25 protein-coding genes and 1 pseudogene are annotated in these 24,345 nt (G+C 62.6%); 8 read left to right on the top strand and 18 right to left on the bottom strand.

Translation table 11 applies throughout. From position 1 onward, the window contains the following. Positions 1–1,735: efflux RND transporter permease subunit (locus AC2FLX_RS18985; protein ID WP_496875501.1), on the top strand; the 1,735-nt coding region annotated here is incomplete at its 5' end. Between the two features lie 55 nt (positions 1,736–1,790). Here the strand turns inward: AC2FLX_RS18985 and AC2FLX_RS18990 are convergent. From AC2FLX_RS18990 to AC2FLX_RS19005, 4 genes are all read right to left on the bottom strand, one after another. Further along, positions 1,791–2,438, bottom strand: a complete 648-nt coding sequence (locus AC2FLX_RS18990; protein WP_480749746.1) for a MarC family protein — start codon at positions 2,436–2,438, stop codon at positions 1,791–1,793. 82 nt (positions 2,439–2,520) lie between these two features. Next, positions 2,521–2,928: a DUF2147 domain-containing protein gene (locus AC2FLX_RS18995; protein WP_480749745.1), complete on the bottom strand. Its 408-nt coding sequence runs from the start codon at positions 2,926–2,928 to the stop codon at positions 2,521–2,523. Between the two features lie 59 nt (positions 2,929–2,987). Beyond that, positions 2,988–4,778, bottom strand: a complete 1,791-nt coding sequence (locus tag AC2FLX_RS19000) for an ABCB family ABC transporter ATP-binding protein/permease (protein ID WP_496809880.1) — start codon at positions 4,776–4,778, stop codon at positions 2,988–2,990. A 92-nt stretch (positions 4,779–4,870) separates the two neighbouring features. Next, positions 4,871–6,370: a LysM peptidoglycan-binding domain-containing protein gene (locus tag AC2FLX_RS19005; RefSeq protein ID WP_496809834.1), complete on the bottom strand. Its 1,500-nt coding sequence runs from the start codon at positions 6,368–6,370 to the stop codon at positions 4,871–4,873. A 126-nt stretch (positions 6,371–6,496) separates the two neighbouring features. Here AC2FLX_RS19005 and AC2FLX_RS19010 point away from each other — a divergent pair, with 126 nt between their 5' ends. Further along, a complete protein-coding gene (locus AC2FLX_RS19010) occupies positions 6,497–7,048 on the top strand; it encodes an LOG family protein (protein ID WP_496809833.1) in 552 nt (183 codons plus the stop codon). Here AC2FLX_RS19010 and rarD read toward each other — a convergent pair. Genes rarD through AC2FLX_RS19025 form a run of 3 tightly spaced genes read right to left on the bottom strand, consistent with a single transcriptional unit; the run spans position 6,955 to position 9,434 of the window. After that, on the bottom strand, positions 6,955–7,905 hold the full coding sequence (rarD, locus tag AC2FLX_RS19015; protein WP_496809832.1) for an EamA family transporter RarD: 951 nt from the start codon (positions 7,903–7,905) through the stop codon (positions 6,955–6,957). The two genes, AC2FLX_RS19010 and rarD, sit on opposite strands and share 94 nt — an antisense overlap. 43 nt (positions 7,906–7,948) lie before the next feature. Continuing rightward, entirely contained in the window at positions 7,949–8,830 is an 882-nt protein-coding gene (locus AC2FLX_RS19020; protein ID WP_496809831.1) for a metallophosphoesterase, read from the bottom strand. A 4-nt stretch (positions 8,831–8,834) separates the two neighbouring features. Then, entirely contained in the window at positions 8,835–9,434 is a 600-nt protein-coding gene (locus AC2FLX_RS19025; RefSeq protein WP_480749740.1) for a superoxide dismutase, read from the bottom strand. Positions 9,435–9,532: 98 nt separating this feature from the next. On the opposite strand from AC2FLX_RS19025, the gene AC2FLX_RS19030 reads away from it, so the two are divergent. Beyond that, entirely contained in the window at positions 9,533–10,294 is a 762-nt protein-coding gene (locus AC2FLX_RS19030) for an FkbM family methyltransferase (protein WP_496809830.1), read from the top strand. A gap of 32 nt (positions 10,295–10,326) precedes the next feature. Here AC2FLX_RS19030 and AC2FLX_RS19035 read toward each other — a convergent pair whose 3' ends face one another. From AC2FLX_RS19035 to AC2FLX_RS19055, 5 genes are all read right to left on the bottom strand, one after another. Next, positions 10,327–10,893 carry a sarcosine oxidase subunit gamma gene (locus AC2FLX_RS19035; protein ID WP_496747559.1) on the bottom strand — a complete coding sequence of 189 codons (567 nt, stop codon included), beginning with the start codon at positions 10,891–10,893 and terminating at the stop codon, positions 10,327–10,329. Further along, entirely contained in the window at positions 10,886–13,915 is a 3,030-nt protein-coding gene (locus tag AC2FLX_RS19040; RefSeq protein ID WP_496809829.1) for a sarcosine oxidase subunit alpha family protein, read from the bottom strand. The genes AC2FLX_RS19035 and AC2FLX_RS19040 overlap by 8 nt, the downstream gene beginning before the upstream one ends. Before the next feature lie 69 nt (positions 13,916–13,984). Next, positions 13,985–14,314, bottom strand: coding sequence for a sarcosine oxidase subunit delta (locus tag AC2FLX_RS19045; protein WP_480749736.1), 330 nt, complete (start codon positions 14,312–14,314; stop codon positions 13,985–13,987). A gap of 18 nt (positions 14,315–14,332) precedes the next feature. Continuing rightward, positions 14,333–14,698, bottom strand: coding sequence for a TfoX/Sxy family protein (locus AC2FLX_RS19050; RefSeq protein ID WP_480749735.1), 366 nt, complete (start codon positions 14,696–14,698; stop codon positions 14,333–14,335). A gap of 16 nt (positions 14,699–14,714) precedes the next feature. Continuing rightward, positions 14,715–15,959 (bottom strand): sarcosine oxidase subunit beta family protein, encoded by a 1,245-nt coding sequence (locus AC2FLX_RS19055; RefSeq protein WP_480749734.1) that lies wholly within the window; start codon positions 15,957–15,959, stop codon positions 14,715–14,717. Positions 15,960–16,136: 177 nt separating this feature from the next. Between AC2FLX_RS19055 and ccmI the strand changes: the two genes are divergently transcribed. From ccmI to AC2FLX_RS19070, 3 genes are read left to right on the top strand one after another with little or no spacing between them, the layout of a single operon-like run. Then, positions 16,137–17,363: a c-type cytochrome biogenesis protein CcmI gene (gene ccmI, locus AC2FLX_RS19060; RefSeq protein ID WP_480749733.1), complete on the top strand. Its 1,227-nt coding sequence runs from the start codon at positions 16,137–16,139 to the stop codon at positions 17,361–17,363. Then, complete coding sequence (gene ruvX, locus AC2FLX_RS19065) at positions 17,360–17,824, top strand: Holliday junction resolvase RuvX (protein ID WP_480749732.1); 465 nt, start codon at positions 17,360–17,362, stop codon at positions 17,822–17,824. The genes ccmI and ruvX overlap by 4 nt, the downstream gene beginning before the upstream one ends. A gap of 17 nt (positions 17,825–17,841) precedes the next feature. Next, positions 17,842–18,072, top strand: a complete 231-nt coding sequence (locus tag AC2FLX_RS19070) for a DUF1289 domain-containing protein (protein WP_480749731.1) — start codon at positions 17,842–17,844, stop codon at positions 18,070–18,072. Between the two features lie 3 nt (positions 18,073–18,075). Here AC2FLX_RS19070 and AC2FLX_RS19075 read toward each other — a convergent pair whose 3' ends face one another. The 5 genes from AC2FLX_RS19075 to dusA are packed head-to-tail and all read right to left on the bottom strand — an operon-like array spanning position 18,076 to position 21,849. After that, positions 18,076–18,432: a YybH family protein gene (locus tag AC2FLX_RS19075; RefSeq protein ID WP_480749730.1), complete on the bottom strand. Its 357-nt coding sequence runs from the start codon at positions 18,430–18,432 to the stop codon at positions 18,076–18,078. 13 nt (positions 18,433–18,445) lie between these two features. Next, on the bottom strand, positions 18,446–19,162 hold the full coding sequence (locus AC2FLX_RS19080) for a SpoIIAA family protein (RefSeq protein ID WP_480749729.1): 717 nt from the start codon (positions 19,160–19,162) through the stop codon (positions 18,446–18,448). Between the two features lie 51 nt (positions 19,163–19,213). Next, positions 19,214–19,999, bottom strand: coding sequence for a hypothetical protein (locus AC2FLX_RS19085; protein ID WP_496809828.1), 786 nt, complete (start codon positions 19,997–19,999; stop codon positions 19,214–19,216). After that, positions 19,993–20,817, bottom strand: a complete 825-nt coding sequence (locus tag AC2FLX_RS19090; protein ID WP_480749727.1) for a sulfite exporter TauE/SafE family protein — start codon at positions 20,815–20,817, stop codon at positions 19,993–19,995. The genes AC2FLX_RS19085 and AC2FLX_RS19090 overlap by 7 nt, the downstream gene beginning before the upstream one ends. A gap of 30 nt (positions 20,818–20,847) precedes the next feature. Next, on the bottom strand, positions 20,848–21,849 hold the full coding sequence (dusA, locus tag AC2FLX_RS19095; RefSeq protein ID WP_496809827.1) for a tRNA dihydrouridine(20/20a) synthase DusA: 1,002 nt from the start codon (positions 21,847–21,849) through the stop codon (positions 20,848–20,850). A 325-nt stretch (positions 21,850–22,174) separates the two neighbouring features. On the opposite strand from dusA, the gene AC2FLX_RS19100 reads away from it, so the two are divergent. Both AC2FLX_RS19100 and AC2FLX_RS19105 read left to right on the top strand, forming a co-directional pair. Then, on the top strand, positions 22,175–23,050 hold the full coding sequence (locus AC2FLX_RS19100; RefSeq protein ID WP_496809826.1) for a site-specific integrase: 876 nt from the start codon (positions 22,175–22,177) through the stop codon (positions 23,048–23,050). A 122-nt stretch (positions 23,051–23,172) separates the two neighbouring features. After that, positions 23,173–23,553, top strand: a pseudogene (locus AC2FLX_RS19105) (DUF932 domain-containing protein); the annotation flags it as partial. Here AC2FLX_RS19105 and AC2FLX_RS19110 read toward each other — a convergent pair. Next, on the bottom strand, positions 23,472–24,345 hold an 874-nt coding region (locus tag AC2FLX_RS19110; protein WP_496809825.1), incomplete at its 5' end, for an IS110 family RNA-guided transposase. The pseudogene AC2FLX_RS19105 and the gene AC2FLX_RS19110 sit on opposite strands and share 82 nt — an antisense overlap.

Genomic DNA, 24,345 nt, shown 5'->3' on the forward strand with positions numbered 1-24,345 from the left:
GGCACCTGCCGACACGGTCGGTCGGGTGCAGTTCGAGATCACCCCATGGGAGGACCGCCCGAAGGTGGCCGAACCGATGCTGGGCGGCCTGATGTCGCGCGAGGTTGTCGCGCCGGACTATGCCGGCAACACGGTGATCGAACAGCTGAACACGGAGTTGGCCAAGCTGCCCGGTTTCGAGGTCGAGATTGAGGTTTTGGGCCGCGGCCCGGCCTCGGCCAAGCCGGTGCACTTGCGTATCAAGGGCGATGGCTGGGAGGATCTGACCGCCGCCACGCTGGCCGCACGGGAAAAATTCGAGACCACCCCCGGCCTGATCCGGATCGAGGACAACCTGCCCCTGCCCGGCATCGACTGGCAGATCGACGTTGACGTGGCCAAGGCGGGCCGGTTCGGCGCCGATGTGGCCACCGTCGGCGCGATGGTGCAGCTGGTGACGCGGGGCATCCTGTTGGGCGAAATGCGGCCCGAGAGCAATGACGAGGAAATCGAAATCCGCGTGCGCCTGCCGGAAGAGGACCGGGTGCTGTCGACGCTGGACACACTCAAGGTACGCACGCCCGACGGGCTGGTGCCGCTGTCGAACTTTATCACCCGCAAGCCGGTCGACAAGCTGGCCCAGATCAACCGGGTGGACCAACAGCGTTATTACGACGTCAAGTCCGATGTCGAAAGCGGGCTGATCAAGGTTGTGGCAACGGATACGGACGGGTCGGAACAGACCCTCGCCATCGTGCGCGAAATCGAAGAGGGAACCTCCGCGCAGGACGTGACGGTCGAAAGGGCCGACGGCAAGACCTATGCGCTGGTTCGACTGTTCGACGTCGAAAACGCGGGCATCCTGCAGGACCGGATAGATGCCGAAGAGGCGCGATTTGCGCCGATCAACCCGAATGAACGTATCGTGGCGCTGACCGAATGGCTGAACACCAGCCCCTTCCCCAACAGCATCAGCTGGGAATGGACCGGCGATCAGGAGGATCAGGCGGAAAGCCAGGAGTTTCTGTCCAAGGCATTCCTGGCGGCGCTGGGGCTGATGTTCGTGATCCTGCTGGCGCAGTTCAACAGCTTTTACAATTCGGTTCTGGTGCTGCTGGCGGTGGTGCTGTCCACCACGGGCGTTCTGGTGGGCATGCTGGTGATGGACCAGCCGTTTTCGATCATCATGACCGGAACCGGGATCGTGGCGCTGGCCGGTATCGTGGTGAACAACAATATCGTGCTGATCGACACCTATCAGGAATACAGCGCCTATATGCCCAAGATCGAGGCCATCGTACGCACAGCCGAGGCGCGTATCCGCCCCGTTCTGCTGACCACGCTGACCACGATGGCGGGCCTGACGCCGATGATGTTCGGCCTGTCGCTGGATTTCATCAATGGCGGCTATTCGATCGACAGCCCCACGGCGCTGTGGTGGAAGCAGCTGGCCACGGCGGTTGTGTTCGGGTTGGGCATTGCCACCGTTCTGACGCTGATCGTCACCCCGTCGTTCCTGGCGCTGCGGGTGTGGGTCACGACCTATGCGATCTGGCTGGGCCGCGCGCTGGCGCGTCTGACCGCCGGCCGGTCCAGCCGTATCGCGCAGGACATGGCCCTGGGCCGCGCGGCGAGCGGAATGCAGGCAACCGAGGTGATCTGGGAGGATAGTACGGCGCCGGAGATCCGCGATGGGAGCCCGAAAGACCCGGAAAGCACGCAGCCGCCAACACCTCCGCTCAAGGCGGCGGAGTAACGGCCAGGGGCCAAAGCCCATTTTTCCCGGCGAAAACCTGCGCCGGGAAATGCTTTCAGACCGGCAATTGGATAGAAAGCACAAATTCTTCAACGCCGGACAGCATGAGTTCCACGGAAACTGCGGCCAACAGAATTCCGAGGACGTTTGTGCCGATCTGAATTGTCGTGTTGTTCAGGTATCGCGTCACGACACCTGCAAAAATCATGGATAGCCAGTACTGAAGCGCGGTGACGACCGCAACGGCGCAGATCGCGGCGAAATCGGAAAGCGTTGTCAGCTCGCTGCTGAAAACGATGGCCGTCGTGAACAGTCCGGGTCCGGCAAGAACGGGGATCGTCAACGGGTAGACGCCGATATCCTTCTTTGGCGGCACGGGCATGTCTTGCGACGACTGGGCGGGGTCTTCGTTCTTGTCCGGGTTCAGAAAGAGCATCTTGAATGCAAGACCCAGAATAATCAGTCCTCCGGCAATTTTGAAGGACGGTAGATTGATGCCAAAAATCAGGAGGACCTGATCTCCGACTATCACGGTCAGCATCAGCACGCAGAACATCGTTGCGGCTGCGATGAGCGAGGTTCGCAGGCGCTCTGCGTTGTTGAAGCCTTGTGTCATGGCGACAAAGACGGGGACTGTATAGAGCGGATTGACGAACGCAAAGAGCGCAAGCGAGAAATCGATAAACAAGTCCTGATTGAACATTTGCCCTCCCCAAGGTTGACGGCTTGATCGTTTCATTCCCGCCCGAAACAGACTCTGGCTGTTGATGTGACGCGAAGAAAACTCAGAGCCGCGTCCAGGACTGGTGGCCGCAGATGTGGTGGGCGCAGCCCCTGACCTTGAGGGTGTTTCCCTTGAGCGTCATCTGGGGCACCGCCTGAACGTTGACCAGCGGCACCCAGAAAGTACCGCCGCCGTATTTCCCGCCGCCTTCGCTGGTGACCCCCCAGAACAGCCGCTTGCCGATATTGGGGGTTTGGACTTTCTTTCCCGACGGATCATAGGCCGAAAGGATCTGACCGCAGAACTTGTCACCACAGGCGGATATCCGGATGTGCGATGTCAGGTTCTTGCGGTCTGGCTGCGTTTTCCAGACGCCGATGATCGGATCGGCGTATACAACGGCTGGGAGCAAGAACGGGCTTGCGGAAAGGGTGGCCAGGGTCAGGGTCATTCGCAGGTATCGATACATGATGAGACCTCCGGAATCAGGGCCCCATCATATCATTTCCCTTGCGCCCGACAAAGCTGTCAGGCGGCGTCGGCATCCGCCTGCTGGCGGCTCCAGAGCTGGGCATAGCGGCCGTCGCGCGATAGCAATTCGTCATGCGTGCCCTGCTCGACTATCTCACCGCGTTCCAGCACCACGATGCGGTCGGCCTCGGCAATGGTGGACAGGCGGTGGGCGATGGTGATCACCGTGCGCCCCTCGCCCGCGCGGGCCAGAGCGCCCTTGATTTCCTGCTCGGTCTCGGTGTCGAGCGCCGACGTCGCCTCGTCCAGGAGCAGGATCGGCGGGTTCTTGAGCAGGGTTCGGGCAATGCCCACGCGCTGTTTTTCACCGCCTGACAGTTTCAGGCCGCGTTCGCCAACGCGGGTGTCATAGCCTTCGGGCAACGTCACGATGAAATCGTGGATTTGCGCGGCGCGCGCGGCCTCTTCCACTTCGGCCTGGCTGGCCCCGTCGCGGCCATAGGCGATGTTGTAGCGAATGGTGTCGTTGAACAGCACCGTGTCCTGCGGCACCACTCCGATGGCGGCGTGCAGGCTGGATTGCGACACGTCGCGCACATCCTGTCCGTCGATCCTGAGCGCCCCGACGGTGACGTCGTAGAACCGGAACAGAAGCCGCCCGATGGTCGATTTGCCCGAGCCGGTGGCGCCGACGATGGCGACGGTCTGTCCTGCCGGGACAGTCAGGGAAATGCCCTTGAGGATCTCGCGATCGGGGTCGTAACCGAAATGGACCTTGTCGAGCGTCACCTCGCCGCCATTGACCCTGAGCGCAGGCGCGTCGGGTTTTTCGGTGACTTCCGAGGGCTGTTCCAGAAGCTGGAACATCTGGCCCATGTCCACCAGCGCCTGACGGATTTCGCGGTAAACCGTGCCAAGGAAGTTGAGCGGCACCGTGATCTGGATCATGTACGCGTTGACCATGACGAAATCGCCCACCGTCAGCGTGCCGTTCTGTACACCGAGAGCCGCCAGAACCATCACCCCGATCAGGCCGCAGGTGATCAGGAAGGATTGGCCGAAATTCAGGAGAGCCAGCGAATAGGCCGTTTTCAGCGCCGCCTGCGCATAGGCCTTCATCGATACGTCGTAACGTTGAGCTTCGCGGTCTTCGGCGTTGAAATATTTGACGGTTTCGAAGTTCAACAGGCTGTCGATGGCGCGCTGGTTGGCCTCGGTATCCTGATCGTTCATCTCGCGGCGCAGCTTGACCCGCCATTCGGTCACCGCAAAGGTGAACCAGATGTAAAGCGCGATGGTGACGGCGACGACGACCAGATACCAGACATCGAAAAGCCACATCAGGATGATGGCGACCAGCAGCAGTTCCAGGATCAGCGGCCCGATGGAGAACAGCAGAAAGCGCAGCAGGAATTCGACGCCCTTCACCCCGCGCTCGATGATGCGGCTGAGACCGCCGGTGCGGCGGGTGATGTGATAGCGCATCGACAGGCGGTGAATATGCTGGAAGGTCTCAAGCGCCAGCGCCCGCAACGCCCGCTGTCCGACCGGTGCAAACAAAGCGTCGCGCAGTTGCTGGAACCCGACCGTCAGCATCCGAGCAACGCCATAAGCCACGGTCAGCCCGACCGCGCCCAGCAGCATCGGCGGCGCGCCGTCCTTGGCCAGACTATCCACCGCGCCCTTGTAGAGGATCGGCGTATAGACGGCGATCAGCTTGGCCAGCACGAGCATAGCCATCGCCAGGATGACACGTTTCTTCACCCACGGCTCGTCCTCTGGCCACAGGTATGGGGCCACCTTTCGGATCGTGCGCCAGCCCGAGGTGCGGTCATCCTCGGGCGGCATGTCGTCGGAATGCAAAGGGGCCAGACGTCTCATCGCGTACCTTGATTGCGGTCAGAGATAGCCCTTGGCCCGGGAAAGGCCAGAGGCAGGGATCATTCGGGGATAGTGAAGACCTGCCCCGGGTAGATCAGATCCGGGTCGCGGATCGACTCGCGGTTGGCGTCGAACACCCGTACGTACAAAAATCCGTCGCCATAACGTTCGCGCGAAATGGCCCAGAGCGTGTCGCCCTTTTGCACGGTCACGGCACGAATTGCCGGCGCAGGGGTTGGGGCTGGCACCGGCGATTCAGTCTCTGCGATTGCCGCAGGCGCTGTTTCTGCAGTTGTGGTCGTGGCGGGTGCCTCGGTGGACGTGTCGGAGGTGGACGCTTCGGCGGTAACAACCGGAGTTGCTGGTTGCAGAACCTCAAGTGACTCCCGTTTGAACGGGGTTTCAAGGCGGCTGAGAACGGTGCCGTCGCCGCCGATCTCATCCAGCCGCAGGGTATAGATACCGGGTTCGATGCCTTCGATCTCTCCGCGCCATCTGCCCTGATCGCTGGTCGGCATGTCGGTGATCGCGCGATTGTCGAGGTAAAGGCGGATCACGGCGCGCGGCTGGGCGCGGCCCGAAAGCTGTACATCGCCGCTCTCGGAATAGCCGATCGTGTCAAGCGTGACCTGCCCTGTTGGCACGTCCGCCTGTTTGGCCGGGGATTGAACCAGTTCGACGCCGTCTTCTCCGGAGCGGAGAATGGCAACCTGGCCCGTGCTTTCGGGGGCGGGTGTTTCGGTGGTTTCGGGCTGAGGGAGCTGTTCGGCGCTGGCAGTTTCGGCGGTTTCCGCCGGTTGGACGGTTTCGGCGGTTTCCGTGTTGGTCGAAGCGTCTGCGGTGTCATCGATTGCGGCCGCTTCGGTGCCCTGCTCTTGCGAGCCCGTGTCTGTATCGGCCTGTGCGACTTGCGCCGCTGGTTCTTGCGCCGGGCTATCCTGCGGATCGGCGGACGCGGTTTCCTGCGCAGGTTCGGCGGCGGGTTCCGGCGCAATGCTCTCGGCGCTCGCAACCTGTTCCGGCTGGGGCTCCGGTTCTGGCAGAGCGGCAATCAGATAGTCGTCGGAGAGTTGTTTCTGCCCATCAAGTTCGCCTTCGAGTACCAACCCGCGGGCGGCATCGCTGAAGGGAAGTGACAGGAACTCGGCAAAACTGCCGCTGTTGTCGACGACAAAGTCGTGCACTTTCGCACCATCCAGCAGAACCGTGATGGAACTGCCCGGAACCGCGCTGCCGGACAGCAAGGCATTGCCGTCTTTTTCGACATAGATCTGATCGAGCACGGGGGCGGGGTGTTCGGAAGGGGACGGTTCCTTGGCCGCGGCGTGTTCTTCGGCCTCTTCGGTTGCGGACTGCGGGTCCGTGTTGCCCTCTTGCGCAGGTTCCGCCGTATCCTGTGGCTGCGGTTCGGACTGCGCCGCCTGCTCTGCCGGTTCCGGCACAGGCTCGGGTGATGTCCCGAAAATCCCGGTGTAATACAGAACTCCTGCCCCGATCAGGGCAACACCCCCGGCGAGCAGCCCCCAGGTGAAACTCCCGCTTCCCGACTTCGCAGCCATTTCAGTCCTTTCAATCCGTGGCGTGTGCCATCCCCAGGCCGGCATCCGCGCCACGCAGTTGAGCCAGCTTACCAATCCCGCTATCACGGGTCAAAAGCTCTGACACAAGCCCGGAAAGGCCGTTTCATGTCCCAGAAATCCGTCTGTGTGTATTGCGGGTCACGCAATGGTGCAATCCCTGCCTATTCGGACGCGGCAAGGGCGTTTGGCCAGATGCTGGCCGTTCAGGGCTGGCGGCTGGTTTATGGCGCCGGAGATGTGGGTCTGATGGGCGAAGTTGCGCGCGCGGCCCAGGCGGCGGGTGGTGTGACTTTCGGCGTAATCCCGGTTCATCTGGTGCGCCGTGAGGTCGGCAAGACAGATCTGACCCATTTCGTCATCACCGAGACGATGCACGAGCGCAAGAAGGTGATGATCATGAACGCCGATGCGGTCGTGGTTTTGCCGGGCGGACCGGGGTCTTTGGACGAGTTGTTCGAAGCGCTGACATGGCGGCAGCTGGGACTGCACGACAAACCGATCCTGATTCTGAATGTCGATGGCTATTGGGACAAGCTGCGCGAGCTTCTGGATCAGGTGATCGCTCAGGGTTTTGCCGACCCGTCGCTGGGGGAGTTCCTGATCTGGGCGGACACACCAAGCGCCGCCATGGATGCCCTGCGCGCGGCCCTGTCCTGAGCGAGCGCCGAGACCGAAAAGATCGCGACCGCCGTCCAGATCAGCGCAAATGCGACCTGGTGCCAGAAGGTGAAGGGCTCGCCAAAAACCAAGACGGCGCAGAAGAATTGCAGGGTCGGGTTGAGGTATTGCATCACGCCCACGGTGGACAGGCGGACGCGGCGGGCCGCATAGCTGAACAGGATCAGGGGCATCGCCGTCAGCGGGCCGGCGAGTATAAGCAGCAGGCTGGTGCGCCAGTCACTGGCGAAATGCCCCTGCCCCATGCCGTGATACCAGGCCAGAACCGCCAGCCAGAACGGCAGGTAGATCAGGATCTCGCAGGTAACGGACACGACTGGCCCCAGCGCCAGTTTCTTTTTCACTGCCCCATAGACGGCAAAGGTCGAGGACAGGATCAACGATATCCACGGCGCCACGCCAAGGCCGACGGTCAGCACGATGACCGCCAGGGCGGCAAGCGCGATGGCGCCCCATTGCGCGATACCAAGCCGTTCGCCGAACCAGAACCAGCCGATCAGCACCGTGATCAGCGGAAAGATGTAATAGCCCAGCGACGCCTCGGTCGCCTTGCCGATCTGGATCGACAGGATGAACACGAACCAGTTGGCCGAGATCATCGCGGCCGCGAGGGCAATGACGGCCGTCTGCCTGCGCCCGGCAAAGGCCGAGGCAATCTCGTGCAACCGCCCCTGAAGCGCCAGCATTCCGGCGAAAAAGACGACGGACCACAGCGTGCGGTGCGACAGCACCTCAGCCGGTGGAACATGCGTCAGGAGTTTGTAGAACAGTGGCGACAGGCCCCAGATCGTGCAGGCCGCGACCATGGCAAGGATGCCCTTGAATGCTTCTGTCATGATCGCCCTCCGCCGCCACCGGAACCACGGGGACGGGGCAAGGTCAAGCGCTGATCTCGATCAGGGTGATCTCGGGCACCACACCAAACCGGACCGGCAGGATCGAACACCCGATGCCGCCTGAGACAACCAGATCGCGCCCATCTTCGCGTACGTGCCCATAGGCGAAACGATTGCCGAACCGCGAGGGGACAATCGGGGAGTATCCGAACAGGCGCACCTGCCCCCCATGCGTATGCCCGGAAAGGGTCAGGGCCACGCGGGCGGGAACCTGCGGAAAGATATCGGGCTCGTGCGCCAGCAGGATGACCGGATCGTCATCGGTGATCTGCGCCAGCGTTCCGGGCAAATCGTCCAGCCCGTCGAACCTGCCCCCGCCCCGCACCAGCGCGAGCTGATCCTCCAACCCTGCCAGCCAGGTGCCGGATCGGGCCAGTTTGACGGCGGCGTTGGACAGGACGGGAATGCCCGCTTGTCTGAGCGCCTCGCCATAAAGATTCGGACCACCGCCACGAGCCTGCGCCGACAGGTCGTCCCACCAGTCGTGATTGCCCAGGACCGCATAGACACCTTCTGGGGCCGAGAGTTTGGCCAGTACCGGCACCAGGTCGCTGATCGGCACCGGTTCGGTCACGAACCGATGCCCCGCCGCGAAATCGCCCAGCAGCACGATCAGGTCGGCACCCAATGCGTTGGTGCGGCGCACCAGGCGTTCGACGCGGCTCAACCCGACAAAGGGTTCACCGACATGCAGATCCGCGATCACCGCGATACGCAGGGGCCGTGCTGTCCAGTCGTCGCGCCGGATGATCCAGCGCCGCACCCGCAGGCGCAGGGCCGGTTCGATGAAGAAACCGTAGGTGGCCGCAAAAAAGGCTGCCAGCAACGACGCCAGCAGCCCCTTGATAAACCCGCGTCGGGTCAATCTATCACATCCGGGACGCGACGTTTTCCCAGTTCACCAGATTGTCGAGGAAGTTCGACAGGTAAGCCGGGCGCTTGTTGCGGAAATCGATGTAGTAGCTGTGCTCCCACACGTCGCAGCCCAAGAGCGCGGTCTGGCCGAAGCAGAGCGGGTTGACGCCGTTCTCGGTCTTGGTCACGGCCAGCGAGCCGTCGGCGTTCTTGACCAGCCAGCACCAGCCCGAGCCGAACTGACCGGCACCGGCGGCGCTGAACTGCGACTTGAATTCGTCGACCGAGCCAAAGCTTTCGGTCAGAGCCTTTTCCAACTCGCCGGGCATGGCGTTGCCGCCCGGGCCCATCATCTCCCAGAACTGGTTGTGGTTCCAGAGCTGGCTGATGTTGTTGAAGATGCCGTTCTGTGCCACCGCGCCGGCGTCATAGGTGCCGGTGATGATCTCTTCCAGGCTCTTGCCGTCCCATTCGGTGCCCGCGATCAGCTTGTTGCCGTTGTCGACATAGGCCTTGTGGTGCAGATCGTGGTGATATTCCAGCGTTTCCGCCGACATGCCCTTGGATGCCAGCGCGTCATGTGCATAAGGAAGATCAGGAAGTTCAAAAGCCATCTCGGCCCCCTGTTGAAATATGAGTTGCGTTCCCAAGTTTACATGCTTTGGCAGCGCCGCGAGGTCAAGGGCCGAGACAAGAAAACCCGGAGGCAGGGATGCTGACCAAAGCGCGCAAGATGTTCTATCGCGCCCGCGGATACTATGCGGGGAACCTGAATGGCGAGCGGTTCCGGCTGGACCCGTACCATTCCAAGTTCTGGCGCAAGGCATCGGCGGGAGATTGGGAGCCGGAGACCTTCGCGGTGCTTGATGAATACCTGTCACCCGACCGGGATTACCTGGATATCGGTGCATGGATCGGCCCGACGGTTCTGTATGGCGCGCGCAGGGCACGGCATGTCTGGTGTTTCGAGCCCGACCCGACCGCCTATCGCCATCTGGCGTGGAATCTGGAATTGAACGATATCCGCAACGTATCGGCCTTTGGGGTGGCGCTGTCGGGCGGGTTCGGCGTGGCGCGCATGGCCTCGGTCCGGGGGGAGCCGGGGGATTCCACCACCTCGCTGCTGAGCGATGCGGATCATGGAACCGATGCCTTGACCATCGGCTGGGATCAGTTTTGCACTGCGACGGATTTGTCGCGGGTTTCACTGGTCAAGATGGATATCGAAGGGGCGGAGTATACGGTTCTTCCGACGCTGCTGGACTGGCTGAAAGACCAGCGCCCGGCGCTTTATCTTTCGACACACGCGCCGTATCTGAATGACACTGAACGCAAGAACAGGACGCTGGAGTTGTTCGATGCCCTGTCATTCTATCCGAACTGTACGGATGACAAGGGAACCCCAATCGTGAAGGATGACGCGGTGCGTGACCCGGCGTTGGAGCGGTTCGGAACCTATCTGTTCACAGACTGAAACGGCCCCCGAAGGGACCGTTTGGCAGATATTCAGTAGTAGTCGACCTGACTGCCCGGCTGCGCGGCAACCTTGAGCAGTTTGAAGGCGTAATCCGCGGCCGAGCGGAAGCAGACGACGCGGAAGGTGTCGTCGCCATCCATCCAGAAGGCGCCGGCAATCTGGGCCAGCCGCGAGCGGCGGATCTGGCCGGGCTGGAACGCCTCTTTCGACAGATCGACCGGCGAGACCTTGGCCATCACCTCGCGGGCATAGGCCCCCGAGACGCGGAACACCGCACGGGCGTCCGAGACATTGACGGCCAGTGAATGAGTACTGCCAAGCGCCTTTGTCATCGCGGCCAGTTTGGCCTCGACCTCGGCATAGGGCACAAGCACCAGCAATTCGTCCGGGGACATCCAGCACACGCCGGTGTCGCCATCGACGAGCGCCTCGCGCTGGCCCGGGACTTTCTGACCGGTTGCGTCCTTGACGGCCTTGGCCAGAGCCTTGTCGGCGAGATCGCCGCGCAGGGTGATCATACCCTGCAGGCCGCATTCCTCGATCTTGGCGATACCGTCATAGCTGGCGTGGTTCAGTGCGCTGATGGGTTCAGACATTCTGCTTCTCCCCGTCCTTGTCGAAGAAGATCGGGTCAACGATCTTTGCCTTGTAGGTTTTGCCGTCGGTGCCCGGGAACTCGATCACCTCTCCCATGCGGTCGGGGCCGTGCTTGACCAGACCCATGGCGATGCCACGGCCCAGGTTGGCCGAGTAGTAGGTCGAGGTCACGCGCCCGATCATGTTGCGCTGGCCGTTGGCGTTGACGCCATCACCCGCCGCATAGGCACCGTCGGGGATGACTGAACCATCCACAGTCTCGAGACCCACCAGTTTCCAGCGGTCGGGATCGGTCATGTGGGTGCGTTCCTGCGCCCGTTTGCCCAGGAAATCCTCTTTCTTTTTAGAGATCGCCCAGTGCAGACCCAGATCCTGCGGGATCACGGTGCCGTCGGTTTCGTCACCGATCATGATGAAGCCCTTTTCGGCGCGCAGAATGTGCAGGCATTCGGTGCCGTAAGGCATCACGCCGAACTCTTTTCCGGCCTCCATCAGGGCATCCCAGAAGGCCTGCCCCTGCGACGCAGGCACGGCGATTTCATAGCTGAGTTCGCCCGAGAACGAGATCCGGTAGGCGCGGCAATCAAACGCGCCAATCTTGCCGTCGCGCCATTCCATGAAGGGCAGCGCCTCGGCCGACAGGTCCATGCCGCCGCCGGCCTGAGCGTTCAGCTTGTCCAGCACCTTGCGGGCGTTGGGGCCGACCACGGCAACCTGCGCGTATTGTTCGGTCACGTTGGCGACATAGACCTTCCAGTCCCACCATTCGGTCTGCAGCCATTCTTCCATGTGGCCATGGATGCGTTCGGCGCCGCCGGTGGTTGTGTGGCACAGGAACGTGTCCTCGTCGATGCGGGCGACAACGCCATCGTCAATGAGGAAGCCGTTTTCCGAACACATCAGGCCATAACGGCATTTGCCGGGCTTCAGCGTGGACATCATGTTGGTATAGAGCATGTCCAGGAACTTGCCCGCATCCGGTCCCTTGACGATCAGCTTGCCCAGCGTCGAGGCATCCAGCAGGCCAAGGTTCTGGCGGGTGTTCTTGACCTCGCGATTGACCGCGTCATGCACGGTTTCGCCGGGACGGACATAGGCATAGGTCCGGCGCCACTGGCCGACCGGTTCCCAATCCGCGCCGTTGCGATCATGCCAATCGTGCATCGGCGTGCGGCGGATCGGCTGGAAGATGTCGCCTCGCGCCTCTCCGCCGATCACACCCATCGAAATGGGGGTATAGGGCGGGCGGAACGTGGTGGTTCCAACCTGCGGAATCTCGGAATTCAGTGCATCAGCAAGGATCGCCAAGCCGTTGATGTTGCTTAGTTTGCCCTGATCCGTTGCCATGCCGAGCGTGGTATAGCGCTTGGTGTGTTCGACGCTTTCATAGCCTTCGCGCGCAGCCAGCTGCACGTCCGAGACCTTGACGTCGTTCTGGAAGTCCAGCCAAGACTTGGCGCGCAGCTGCATGTCGGCATTGGCGGGCATCAGCCAGACGGCCTGCATCGCGGCCTCTTCGGTGCTTTCGCCGACCGGGGCCTTGGTGTTCCTGGGCTTGAAGCCTGCGGCCCTGGCCGCGGCCTTGCCTGCCGCCTGCGCGTCGGCCATCACATCGCCCAGCGACAACGGACCGTTGGCGGACCCGGCGGCAACAACGAAGCCTTCGCCATTCGCGCCCAGCGGCGGGCGGTCGGGGTCGGGGCGGAAATGGGCGTTGGCCTCGTCCCAGATCAGCTTGCCGCCGCAATGCGACCACATGTGAACAACCGGAGACCAGCCGCCCGACATGGCGACTGCATCACATTCGACTTCTTCCCGTGCGCCGCCAACGCCTTCCTGATTGCACAGCGCAACAGTCTTGACGCGCTTGCCACCCTTGACCTTGGCAATGGCCTTGCCGGGGTCGACCCGGATACCAAGCGCGCGCGCCTCGTCGGCCAGCGCGCCTGCTGTTGTGCGGGCATCGACGATGCGCAGCACGTCAACACCAGCCTGCTTAAGAATTATCGCGGTGCGATAAGCATCGTCGTTGTTGGTGGCGACGATGACCCGCTCGCCCGGCGTCACGCCCCAGTTCACCACATAGTCGCGCATCGCCCCGGCGAGCATCACGCCGGGCACGTCGTTGCCCGCGAAGGACAGCGGGCGCTCGATGGCGCCTGTCGCGGTGATGATCTGCTTGGCACGGATGCGCCACAAGCGGTGGCGCGGACCCTGCGCGCCGGGCTTGTGATCGGAAATTCGTTCGTATCCCAACAGATAGCCGTGGTCATAGACGCCCGCCGCCATGCAGCGCGTGCGCAACGTGACGTTGTCCATGGCCTGCAGCTCGGCAACGGTTTGCTCCACGAAGTTATCCACAGGCTCGCCGTCGATGGTGCCGCCGTCAACCGGAGCGCGACCGCCCCAATGCGCGGTCTGCTCGATGAGCATGACCCTGGCACCCGACTGCGCCGCGACCTTGGCCGCCTGCAGACCGGCGACACCGCCGCCGATCACGACGACGTCGGCAAAGGCATAGAAATGCTCGTAGGTATCCGCGTCGCGGGTTTCCTTGTCGGGCGCTTTGCCCAGACCCGCCGATTGGCGGATGATCGGTTCGTAGACGTGTTTCCAGAACGGTTTGGGATGGATGAACGTTTTGTAGTAAAAGCCCGACGGCAGAAAGCGCGCCAGCTTGTTGTTCACCGCCAGGATGTCGAAATTCAGGTTCGGCCAGTGGTTCTGCGAGGCGGCCGAAAGCCCCTCGAACAGCTCGGTTGTGGTGGCGCGCTGGTTCGGCTCGAACCGGCTGCCCTGCCCCAGCCCGACCAGGGCGTTGGGTTCTTCGGCGCCAGACGCCACCACGCCGCGCGGACGGTGGTACTTGAACGACCGGCCCATCATCATCTGATCGTTGGCCAGCAGGGCCGAGGCCAGCGTGTCGCCCTCGTAGCCCTGCATCGTGGCGCCGTTGAACGTGAATGTGACCTGCTTGGACCGGTTAATCAGCCGGCCCTGATTTGCGAGACGGGTGCTCATGTCATGCGGACCTTTCGCAAGAGGAGACGTCGGAGCCTCCGGCGGGAGTATTTTTGAAGAGATGAAGCATCAGGAGAAGTCTTTCCAAGACCAGCCCGGGCGCTTGGCCGAGATGGCATCCTTGATCGCTTGCGGCGGCTCGGTGGTCTGGGCCGGATAGGTGCCGAACACTTCGAGCGTGTTGGTGCAGCGCGCGGCGTGAAACCACTTGCCGCAGCCATTGGCATGCCGCCAGCGTTCCAGGTGAACACCCTTGGGGTTTTCACGCATGAACAGGTAGTCGTGAAAATCATCCTCGGAAGAGCCGGGACCGAAGCGCTTGAGATGCGCCTCGCCGCCTGCGGCCAGTTCGGTTTCTTCGGCGTCGACGCCGCAATAGGGGCAATTCAGGATCAGCATATCGTCATCCTTTGCACGTTATTTCGGTGGCAGGCTGGCCGCATGGGCCAGCGACAATTCAGTCAGTTTTGCGCGCAGCGCAGTGTTCTCGAAGCCTCCGGCATCCACCTCGACCATGCCGCCCATCCGGCGACCGGTGAAGGAGAGCGGTTGCGCCCCGGCGGACAACGCCTCGGCCTCGCCGCCCTTGCCGGGGCGGTACATCGCCCCGTCCTTGTGAACGCCGCAGACCATGTTGCCATGGAGAAGGAAACACAGGCCGCCGAACATCTTCTTCTCGGTCAGTCCCGGCTCCACGCCCAGATCCGCACGCATGATTTCGGCCATGTCCTCGGAATAGGCCATCACGCCCACCCTTTCCGAACGCCGGAGCGTTCGCGACATGCCCGATAGATGGTCATCAGTGCGCCACCCCGGCGGCGACGCTTTCGTCGATGAAGCGGCCTTCCTTGAAGCGGTCGAGCGAAAACGCCTCGGTCAGCGACGAATGGCCGGTGGCCATCAGCTGTGCCATGCCCCAGCCCGAACCGGGGATCGACTTGAAGCCGCCGGTGCCCCAGCCGCAGTTGATGAAGCAGCCGTCAAGCGGGGTTTTCGACAGGATGGGCGAACGGTCGCCTGTCATGTCGACGATCCCGCCCCACTGGCGCAGCATCTTGAGACGTGAGATCATTGGGAAGGTTTCGTTGAGCGCTCGCACGGTTTCTTCGATATGGTGGAAGCTGCCGCGCTGGGTGAAGTTGTTGAACCCGTCGGTGCCGCCGCCGATCACCATCTCGCCCTTGTCGGATTGCGACATGTAACCGTGCACGGTGTTGGCCATCACCACCACATCCATGCAGGGTTTGATCGGTTCGGAAACCAGCGCCTGCAACGCCAGCGATTCGACCGGCAGACGGAAGCCCGCCATTTCGGCCAACTGGCCCGAATGACCTGCAACCACGATGCCGAGCTTGTCACATTCGATGGCGCCCTTGGTGGTTTCGACACCCATCACGCGACCGTTTTCGCGGCGCACGCCGGTGACCTCGCATTTCTGGATGATGTCCATGCCCATGTTGGAACAGGCACGGGCATAGCCCCAGGCCACGGCGTCGTGGCGCGCGGTGCCGCCGCGTTCCTGCCAGAGCGCACCCAGAACCGGATAGCGGGGGCCGTGGATATTGATGATCGGCACCAGTTCCTTGACGCGTTCGGGAGTGATCCATTCGGTCTTGACGCCTTGCAGCGCGTTGGCATGCGCCGTGCGCTGATATCCGCGAATCTCGTGCTGGGTCTGAGCCAGCATCATGACGCCGCGGGGGCTGAACATGACGTTGTAATTCAGTTCCTGGCTGAGATCCTCGTAAAGCCCGCGCGCCTTTTCATAAATCGCTGCCGACGGGTCCTGCAGATAGTTCGAGCGGATGATCGTGGTATTGCGGCCGGTGTTGCCACCGCCCAGCCACCCTTTTTCGATCACGGCAACGTTGGTGATGCCGTAGTTCTTGCCAAGGTAGTAGGCGGTCGCCAGGCCGTGCCCGCCCGCGCCGACGATGATGACGTCATAGCGTTTCTTGGGTTCGGGTGAACGCCAGGCGCGTTCCCATCCGGTGTGATGGCGCAGCGCTTCGCGCGCCACTGCAAAAGCTGAATAGTGTCTCATGAGCGAATCCGATCCGGTTCGTGATTGGTCGCAGATATGCCGCGCGACCGGAGTTTACCCGTGCCGTACTGCGTCGCAATAGAGCACTATTGCGACATACGCCCAAGATCGCGGCCATTTGCCTCTTTTTTCGACCCGCCTGCAGGTCTAGATGGGGGCAACACTCTCGGAGAGCACATGACCTTCTGGATTCTGATTTCCCTAATGGCGCTGATGATCGCGGCGCTGCTTGGCCTGACCATGCTGCGTGGACGGCGTAACGGTGAACCGGCGGCGGCCTATGATCTGCGTGTCTATCGCGAACAGCTTGCCAGTGTCGACCGGGATCTGGCACGCGGGGTGATTGCCGAGGCAGATGCCGAGCGCGTGCGCACCGAGATTTCGCGCCGCATTTTGGCTGCCGACGCCCAGATACAGCAGGAACGTGACGGTGGCGGGCCGACGCGGGCGGTCACGATCGTTGTCGCAGTTTTGTCGGCGCTGATTCTGACGGGCGGCGGTGTTCTGCTTTATGACAGGCTGGGCGCACCGGGATATGGCGACCTGCCGCTGACGCTGCGGATCGAGATGGCCGAAGAGTTCCGCAAGGACCGGCCCGACCAGTTGACCGCCGAAGATAAGCTGCCCGTCCAGCCCAAGCCCGAGATCGACGACAGTTACGCCAACCTGCTGCGGCAGTTGCGCGAGACGGTCGCGGGGCGGCCCGACGACATTCAGGGCCATAACCTGCTGGCGCAGCACGAGGCGAATGTCGGAGACTTCAAGGCGGCTTATCAGGCCAAGGACAGGGCCATCGAACTGATGGGCGACGCGGCCACGGCGGATGATTTTGGCGACAAGGCAGAGTTGATGATCCAGGCGGCGGGCGGTTACGTGTCGCCGGAAGCCGAAGCGGTGCTGCTGCAAGCGCTGGATATCGATCCGGCAAACGGACCCGCGCGCTATTACTGGGGCCAGATGCTGACGCAGGTCGGGCGCCCCGACCTGGCGTTCAGCCTGTGGGAGGAAACCCTGCGCATTTCGTCGCCGCACGCGCCGTGGTCGCAGGCCATTCGCGCGCAGATCGAGGACCTGGCCTATCGCGCTGGCGTCAACTATACGCCTCCGGCCAGCCCGGCGCCCTTGTCGGGACCAACGGGTGATGACGTGGACGCAGCCAGCGAAATGACGGCCGAAGAACGGCAGGACATGATCCGCGGCATGGTCGAGAATCTGTCCGACCGCCTTGCGACCGAGGGCGGCGCGCCGGAGGAATGGGCGCGTCTGATCACGGCCCTGAGCGTTCTGGGAGAGGCTGACAGGGCCGTTGCAATTCGCGATGAAGCGCTGAGTGTATTTGCCGAGAACGACGCGGCACGGGAGATGATCGCCAACGCCGCTAGGCAGGCGGGTCTGGGCGAATGATCCACGACGTATTCGAGGATTTTGCCGCGGCACTTGCGCCCATGTCGGCGCTGATGGGGTTGGATCTGGGGGAAAAGACCATCGGGGTCGCGGTTTCGGACCGGACGCGCGGGATTGCCAGCCCGCTGGAGACAGTGCGCCGCAAGAAGTTCGGTGTTGACGCCGCGCGGCTGCTGGAAATCGCCGGGGATCGCGAGATCGGGGGAATCCTGCTGGGCCTGCCCAGAAACATGGACGGGACCGAGGGGCCAAGGTGCCAGTCGACGCGCGCGTTCGCCCGCAATCTGTCGCGGCTGACGGACCTGCCCATCGGGTTCTGGGATGAACGGCTAAGCACGGTTGCGGCTGAAAAAGCACTTCTTGAGGCGGATACGACACGAAAACGTCGCGGACAGGTGATTGATCACGTCGCCGCAGGTTATATCTTGCAGGGTGCGCTGGATCGGATGCGCTTTCTGTAACGGGTCGGAGACCACCGATGACGAAGATGGTTTGGAAACGGAACGAGGTTGAAAGCCCTTGCGTCCAGATCTGCGTCGTGCACCCGACCGAACGGATCTGCACCGGCTGTTTCCGCACCATCGACGAGATCAGCCGCTGGTCAAAGATGGACAGCACCGAGCGCGCCGGGATCATGGAAGAGCTGCCCAACCGCAAACCGCGCCTGTTCAAGCGGCGCGGCGGGCGTGCAGCGCGACTGGACCGCTGAAATTTACCGTTCGTTCAGGCTGCACATCCGGATCAGCCAGGTGTCGTCCGGCTGACGTTCGCAGACATTGAGAGATATCCCTTCGTCGGCTCCATCGCCCTCGGCAAACTGCGCGAGACACCAGGCCAAGTCGCCATCCTGACCAGCCTGCACGACCGCGATTGTCTTGTCCTCGCCACCCTCCGCGACCCATTCGGCGTGGGTATCCACGATGGCCTTGCGCCCTTTTGCTGCCGGTCCGTACGGCGAGTAAAGTTCGGCGTTGTCGGTAAAACAGGCTGAACATCCCGCCGCATCGCCCTTGCGATAGGCCGAAACATAATGATCGAAGAGAGATTGCAGTTCAGTGCGGATACTCATGATTGCCCCGGCATCAACCTGCCGCGAGCCAGGCCTTGGCGGCGTCCAGTTCAGCGGCGGGAAAGAACTGTGTCTTGGCGTTGACGATATGTCGCCCCACCCGTTCGGCCATGCGCTGCCAGGTCTTGTCGCCGACAATGGCAGCCCGGTCCAACAAGCCCACGTGGCTGCCGGCAAGCCGGAAATGCGCAGCCAGTCCTGACAGGCCTTGCCATCCTTCGAATTCGGTCAGGTTGATCAAAAGGCGGAACCCGTCCTTGGCGCGGATCATTGCGTCCAGATCGCCCTCGGCCTCGTCATAGGCTTCGGGGTCGAGCTTGCCCATCAGCTTGATCTGAATGCACGGGCCGCCCAGATCGGTAACGTGGATCGTTCCCAGCGACTCGCGAATCCAGCGGCGGGCGGTTTCGACCTCGGCCAGTTCGAACACGCTCACCGGACAGGGCAGGATCGGCGCGGCCAGACGTACGCCGTTCTGCACCCACCTCTGATCGGCCACGACCGCAATCCGATCAAAGCCGCGCCAATGGCTGAGGCCCAGCATCGTATCGGCCCAGGCTGCGCTCAGGTCGTATCCCTTGAACTCCTGCCCCATGATGACCAGCAGACGGACACGGTCGTGATCGGCAAGCGCGGCCTCGACCGCCGGAACCAGAGTGTCGGCATAGTCGGCGCTGGTGATTTCGCCGGACAGTTCCGCCTCGATCAAGGCGCCGTCCATTTGGGTCATGATGCTGATCATTGTCTCAAATCCCCGCAATTAAAAAGAATTGCAGGAAGGTTACGGGGATTCGATCCATTCGGCCACACCTCCGGGCAATTCCGGGCGGAAATAGGCGATCATGCGGCCATCAGGTCCGCCGGTCGCGGTATCGGCCCAGGGGGCGACCCCGTGCAGGGTGTGACGGTGCAGCAGGTAGGCCTCGCCCGGGCGCGCGGGCAGCTCGATCCGGGGGCAGGTGTCGAACACAACACGCCGGGCCTGTTGATAGATGTCTGTCACATTCGCCAGGTGAAGGGTGTCGCGCGGCAGGCCCGCGAGCGCCTGAGCAAAGGCGTCGCCAAGGATCTTGTGGCTGCCTTCCCAGACCACCAAGGGAGCTGCGTCGGCGCTGGTTACGGTCAGGGGAATACCCAAAATCCAGGCGTGCGACTCGTCAACCTTGCGGCGGCGATCCGGGCCGCTGGGTTTCAACCCGTCCACATGCGCCGCGTCGCGTCTGACGCGATATCGCGCGGCCGCCTCGCCTTCGCCGCGGCGCGGGCGAGGATAGCCGGGGTAAATCACCGAAACCTGACCCTTGTGCAGCGGGTGAAACCCAAGATGTCGCGTGATGAAATCCACTGCATTGCCGGACAAGGGGCCGGAGTTGCCCACCCTGCCCTGCGCATCATTGCCCAGTGCATCGACGCCAATGAACCACGTACCTTCGCAATCGTGCCACTGGGCGTGCGCCGGGTCGTGAACCGATTTTTGCGCCGCGGGCAAGGCATGGCCGACCCAGTCTGCCAGAACCGGATCATAGGGAAAGCGGAGCCAGCCGCGAACAAAGAAGTCGTTTACCATCCCAACGCCTTGCGCAGCATGTTGAGCGCCACCAGCGTCAGGAACACAGCGAACACCCGTTTGAGCGGCTTGGGGTCCATCGCATGTGCCAGCCGGACACCCCAGGGCGTGGTGATCAGCGTCATGGCGATAACGATGCCAAAAGCAATCAGGTTGACCGCACCAAACGTCAGGGGTGGGCGGTGTTCAGGTGCGATGTCGAGAAACAGAAAGCCCAGAACGCCGGGCACCGCGATGATTACGCCAAACCCGGCAGCAGTTGCGACCGCCCGGTGAATCGGCGTGTTGTAAAGGCTCATCAACGGCACACCAAAACTGCCGCCGCCGATCCCCATCAATACCGATAGAAACCCCACCATCGGCGACAATGCGATACGGCGCAGACCGCCGGGCATCGCATCGCCCAAGCGCCATTCGGACTTGCCAAGTCCCAGATAGGCGCCGATCACCATACCAAGCACACCGAACAGCGCCTGCAACGCCTCTGACCGCAAGGTCGAGGCCACCAGAACGCCGATGATTGCCCCCAGAGCGATCCCCGCCCCCCAGCCGCGCAGGATGGACCAATCAACCGCACCCTTCTTATTGTGGCTCAGAACCGAGCGGACCGAGGTGACGATAATCGTGGCCAGCGACGTGGCCAGACACATCTGCATCAGTTGTGGACCACCATAGCCAAGAGTTTGAAATGTGTAGAAAAAGGCAGGCACAAGCACGATACCCCCGCCGACACCCAACAGGCCTGCCAGAACGCCCGCAAAGGCGCCGATCACCAGCAACAGGCCCAGCATCTGGACCAACAGCATCGTCTCTGGCATCGTCCCCTCCCGATCAGCCTGCGGGCCTTGTTACACCGCTTGTGCAGTCCCGACCAGAGGCGCGATCCGGTTCAGGGCTGCCTCGACCACTTCCGGCCCGGCCCCTTCGCGCACCGCCCCTTCGGACAAGGCCCGCCGCCAGCCCCGTGCGCCGGGACGCCCGGCAAACAGGCCCAGCATGTGCCGGGTAATCTGGTGCAAACGCCCGCCCCGGCTGAGATGCCGTTCGATATAGGGCAACATCCCGGCCACCGCATCCAACGGATTCGTGATCTGACCAGTTCCGAAAATCTGGCGATCCGCCCCGCAAAGAATGTCTGACGGCTGGTGATAGGCGGCGCGGCCGATCATCACGCCGTCCAGCCCGGCCTCAAGATGCGCTCTGGCCTGCGCCAAGGACGAAATCCCTCCGTTGATCGAGATGTGCATCTGTGGGAAATCGCGCTTCATCCGGTGCACGAGGTCATAGTCCAGAGGCGGGATATCACGGTTTTCCTTGGGGCTGAGGCCCTGCAACCACGCCTTGCGGGCATGAATGGTGACCCGCTCGCACCCGGCCTGCGCAATCTTCTCCAGAAAGGCCGGCAGTACCTGATCGGGGTCCTGATCATCGACACCGATGCGGCATTTCACGGTCACGTCCACGTCAACCACGTCGCGCATGGAGGAAACGCAGGCGGCGACGCGATCCGGCTCTTGCATCAGCACCGCGCCGAATGTGCCGGACTGCACCCGGTCAGAGGGACAGCCGCAGTTGAGGTTTATTTCATCATACCCGGCTTGCACCCCCAACCGCGCGGCCTGCGCCAGTTCTTCGGGGTCGGAACCGCCCAGTTGCAGTGCCACAGGGTGTTCTTCGGTGTTGTAGTCAAGCAGGTGCAACGCACCACCCCGCACCAATGCAGGCGCCGTGACCATTTCCGTGTAAAGCAGGGTATTGCGGCTCAATAACCTGTGCAGGTACCGACAATGGCGGTCCGTCCAGTCCATCATCGGGGCACAGGATAATCTAGCGTGTTGATTTATTTGCATTTTTTTATCTTCAAACTGTTGGCGGCGGATGCTGCTACGCTGGAATACGCCCCAATATCCCCGAATTTGCCCCTCTACGACGACTCATTGCACACACAGCGCACACGAAAATGGCCTCCATCACCAAGCTCCCCTCCGGTGCATACCGGGTCCAGATCAGACGAAAGGGCCGCTACGCGAGCGAGACGTTTCTACGTCGCGACGATGCCCATCGCTGGGCCCGCCTAGCGGAGACCCGGGTGGATCAGGGGTTGGCGCCGAACAAGTCGTCCGTCTCCCGCCTGACCACCTTCGGCGATCTCATCGATCTCCACATAATCGATATGTGCGAGGTAGGCAAACCGCCGCGTCGCGAGCCAAGGCCGCCACGCTCAAGACGCTCAAGCGCGATCTGGGCAAGGAGAAGATCGGGCACCTCGACCGGCAAAAGCTGATCGACTATGGAAAGACGCGCGCTGATCAAGGCGCCGGTCCGGTGACCCTCAGCATCGATATCGGCGTGATCAAGATGATCATCACCCATGCGGCAGCCGTACACGGGCTCGACATTTCTCCCGAACCCGTTGATCTGGCACGTGTCGCGCTCAAGTGGCTCGGCCTGATCGGCAAAGGCACCGAGCGGGACCGCCGCCCCACCACGGATGAATTGAACCGCCTCTTCCGTTGCTTCGATGACAACGGACGCCTGACCCTGCCGATGACACGGATCGTGAAGTTCGCGGTGGCCACGGCGATGCGGCTCGACGAGATTTGCCGCGTCGCATGGACCGATCTCGACGTCGACCGCCGGATGCTCATGATCCGCGACAGAAAGGACCCGCGCAACAAGACCGGGAACGACCAGCGGATCCCACTCTTCGCCGCCACGGGGTTCGATGCCCGGGCATTGGTCACCGAAAAGGCCAAGGAACTCGGGCACGCAAGAGGCCGGATCTTTCCCTATAACTCGAAATCGGTCGGAACCGCCTTCCGGCGCGCCTGCGTCGAGGTCAGCGTGAAGGACCTGCATTTCCACGATCTACGCCATGAAGGTACAAGCCGCCTGTTCGAGGCCGGCTTCGCCATCGAACAGGTCTCGCTGGGCACCAGCCACAAGGATTGGAAAATGCTGCGTCGCTACACGCATATCCGGCCGGAAACGCTGCACCGGCTCGCCGCGTCGCGCGCCCCTTCCCCGCTCGAGACCCGCGCAGCCGAGTGACCGAAGAGTCAGAGGGGTGCCGTCCCGGCCCGTGACGGGTTTGGAGGTTGAGAGAGAGGCTTTCGGCCGCCCGTCGCGGGAGAAAACCCACGAATACCGAAATCATCGATGCCGGGCGTGATATCAGCGGCGGCTACAAGGTGGATGTGTCGCGAGGAACGAACGTGGACCGCGTGTCGTCCGAATGGTTCTCGCGGCCGGATGACGAGCGGTATCTGTCGCTCGACGATCTCTTCGCATCCGTCAAAAGCCGGGCGGAGCGGAGCCGGACGCGCACGGTGGAGAGTGCGGCGATCCGGGTCGAGGCGCATCGCGACAACCCGGAAAAGCTGGGCCTCGTCCTGCCTGGCGCGGATGAGCCGATCACTCCGACCCATTGGTCCTTCGGCCAGCTCTCGAGCCTCGTCGGCGCGCCGGTCGCCTATCTGCGGCAACTGCCCGCGCCACTGGCCGGGATCAACCTGCAGTACGGCCTGACCAACCACCGGGCCCAGACGATCCGCGCCATTTTGTTCGCGAGCGCCACCCGCACCAGCATTGGCGGCTTGCGTGACAGCATTCCGCCCCGCCATGTGCCTGGCTGAGCCGCAGCATGGGCGTGCCGTTTGATGATGACGCTGTTGGCGCCAATGATCAGTAGCCGCCTGAGGGATCGCTCGCCCATCTTCGTCGTCGCCCCGAGCCTTTGCTTGCCGCCCGTCGAATGCTGTCGGGGCGTCAGACCGAGCCAGGCCGCAAAATCCCGGGCCTTGCGAAACGTCTCGGGCGGCGGCGCAAGGGTGGCGATGGCCGTAGCAATCAGCGGGCCGATCCCCGGCACCGTCATCAACCGCCGCGCCGCGTCGTTTTCCTTGGCCCGGCGGGCGATCTCGGCATCGAGATTGACAATCTCTGCCTCCAACTGGGTCAGGGCAGTGATCAGCACCTTGAGTGTGGGGATGGCATCGGCTGGCAAGCCGCTTTCCGGGTCATCGACGATTGCAATCAGCTTCGACGCGTTGGCCGCCCCCTGTGGCGCGACCTGCCCGAACTCGCTCAAATGCCCTCGCAGTGCATTGATGGCCTGGGTCCGCTGCCGGATCAAAAGCTCGCGCACGCGAAACACCATAGCCGCGCCCTGCGTCTCTTCGCTCTTCACAGGCACGAACCGCATCGTCGGACGCAGCGCGGCCTCGCAGATCGCTTCGGCATCGGCGGAATCATTTTTCTGGCGTTTGACGAATGGTTTCACGTAGGCGGGTGGGATGAGCCGCACCTCATGACCCAGCTTGCCGATCTCGCGACCCCAGAAATGA

Source organism: Ruegeria sp. YKSF57 (genome assembly GCF_059612585.1).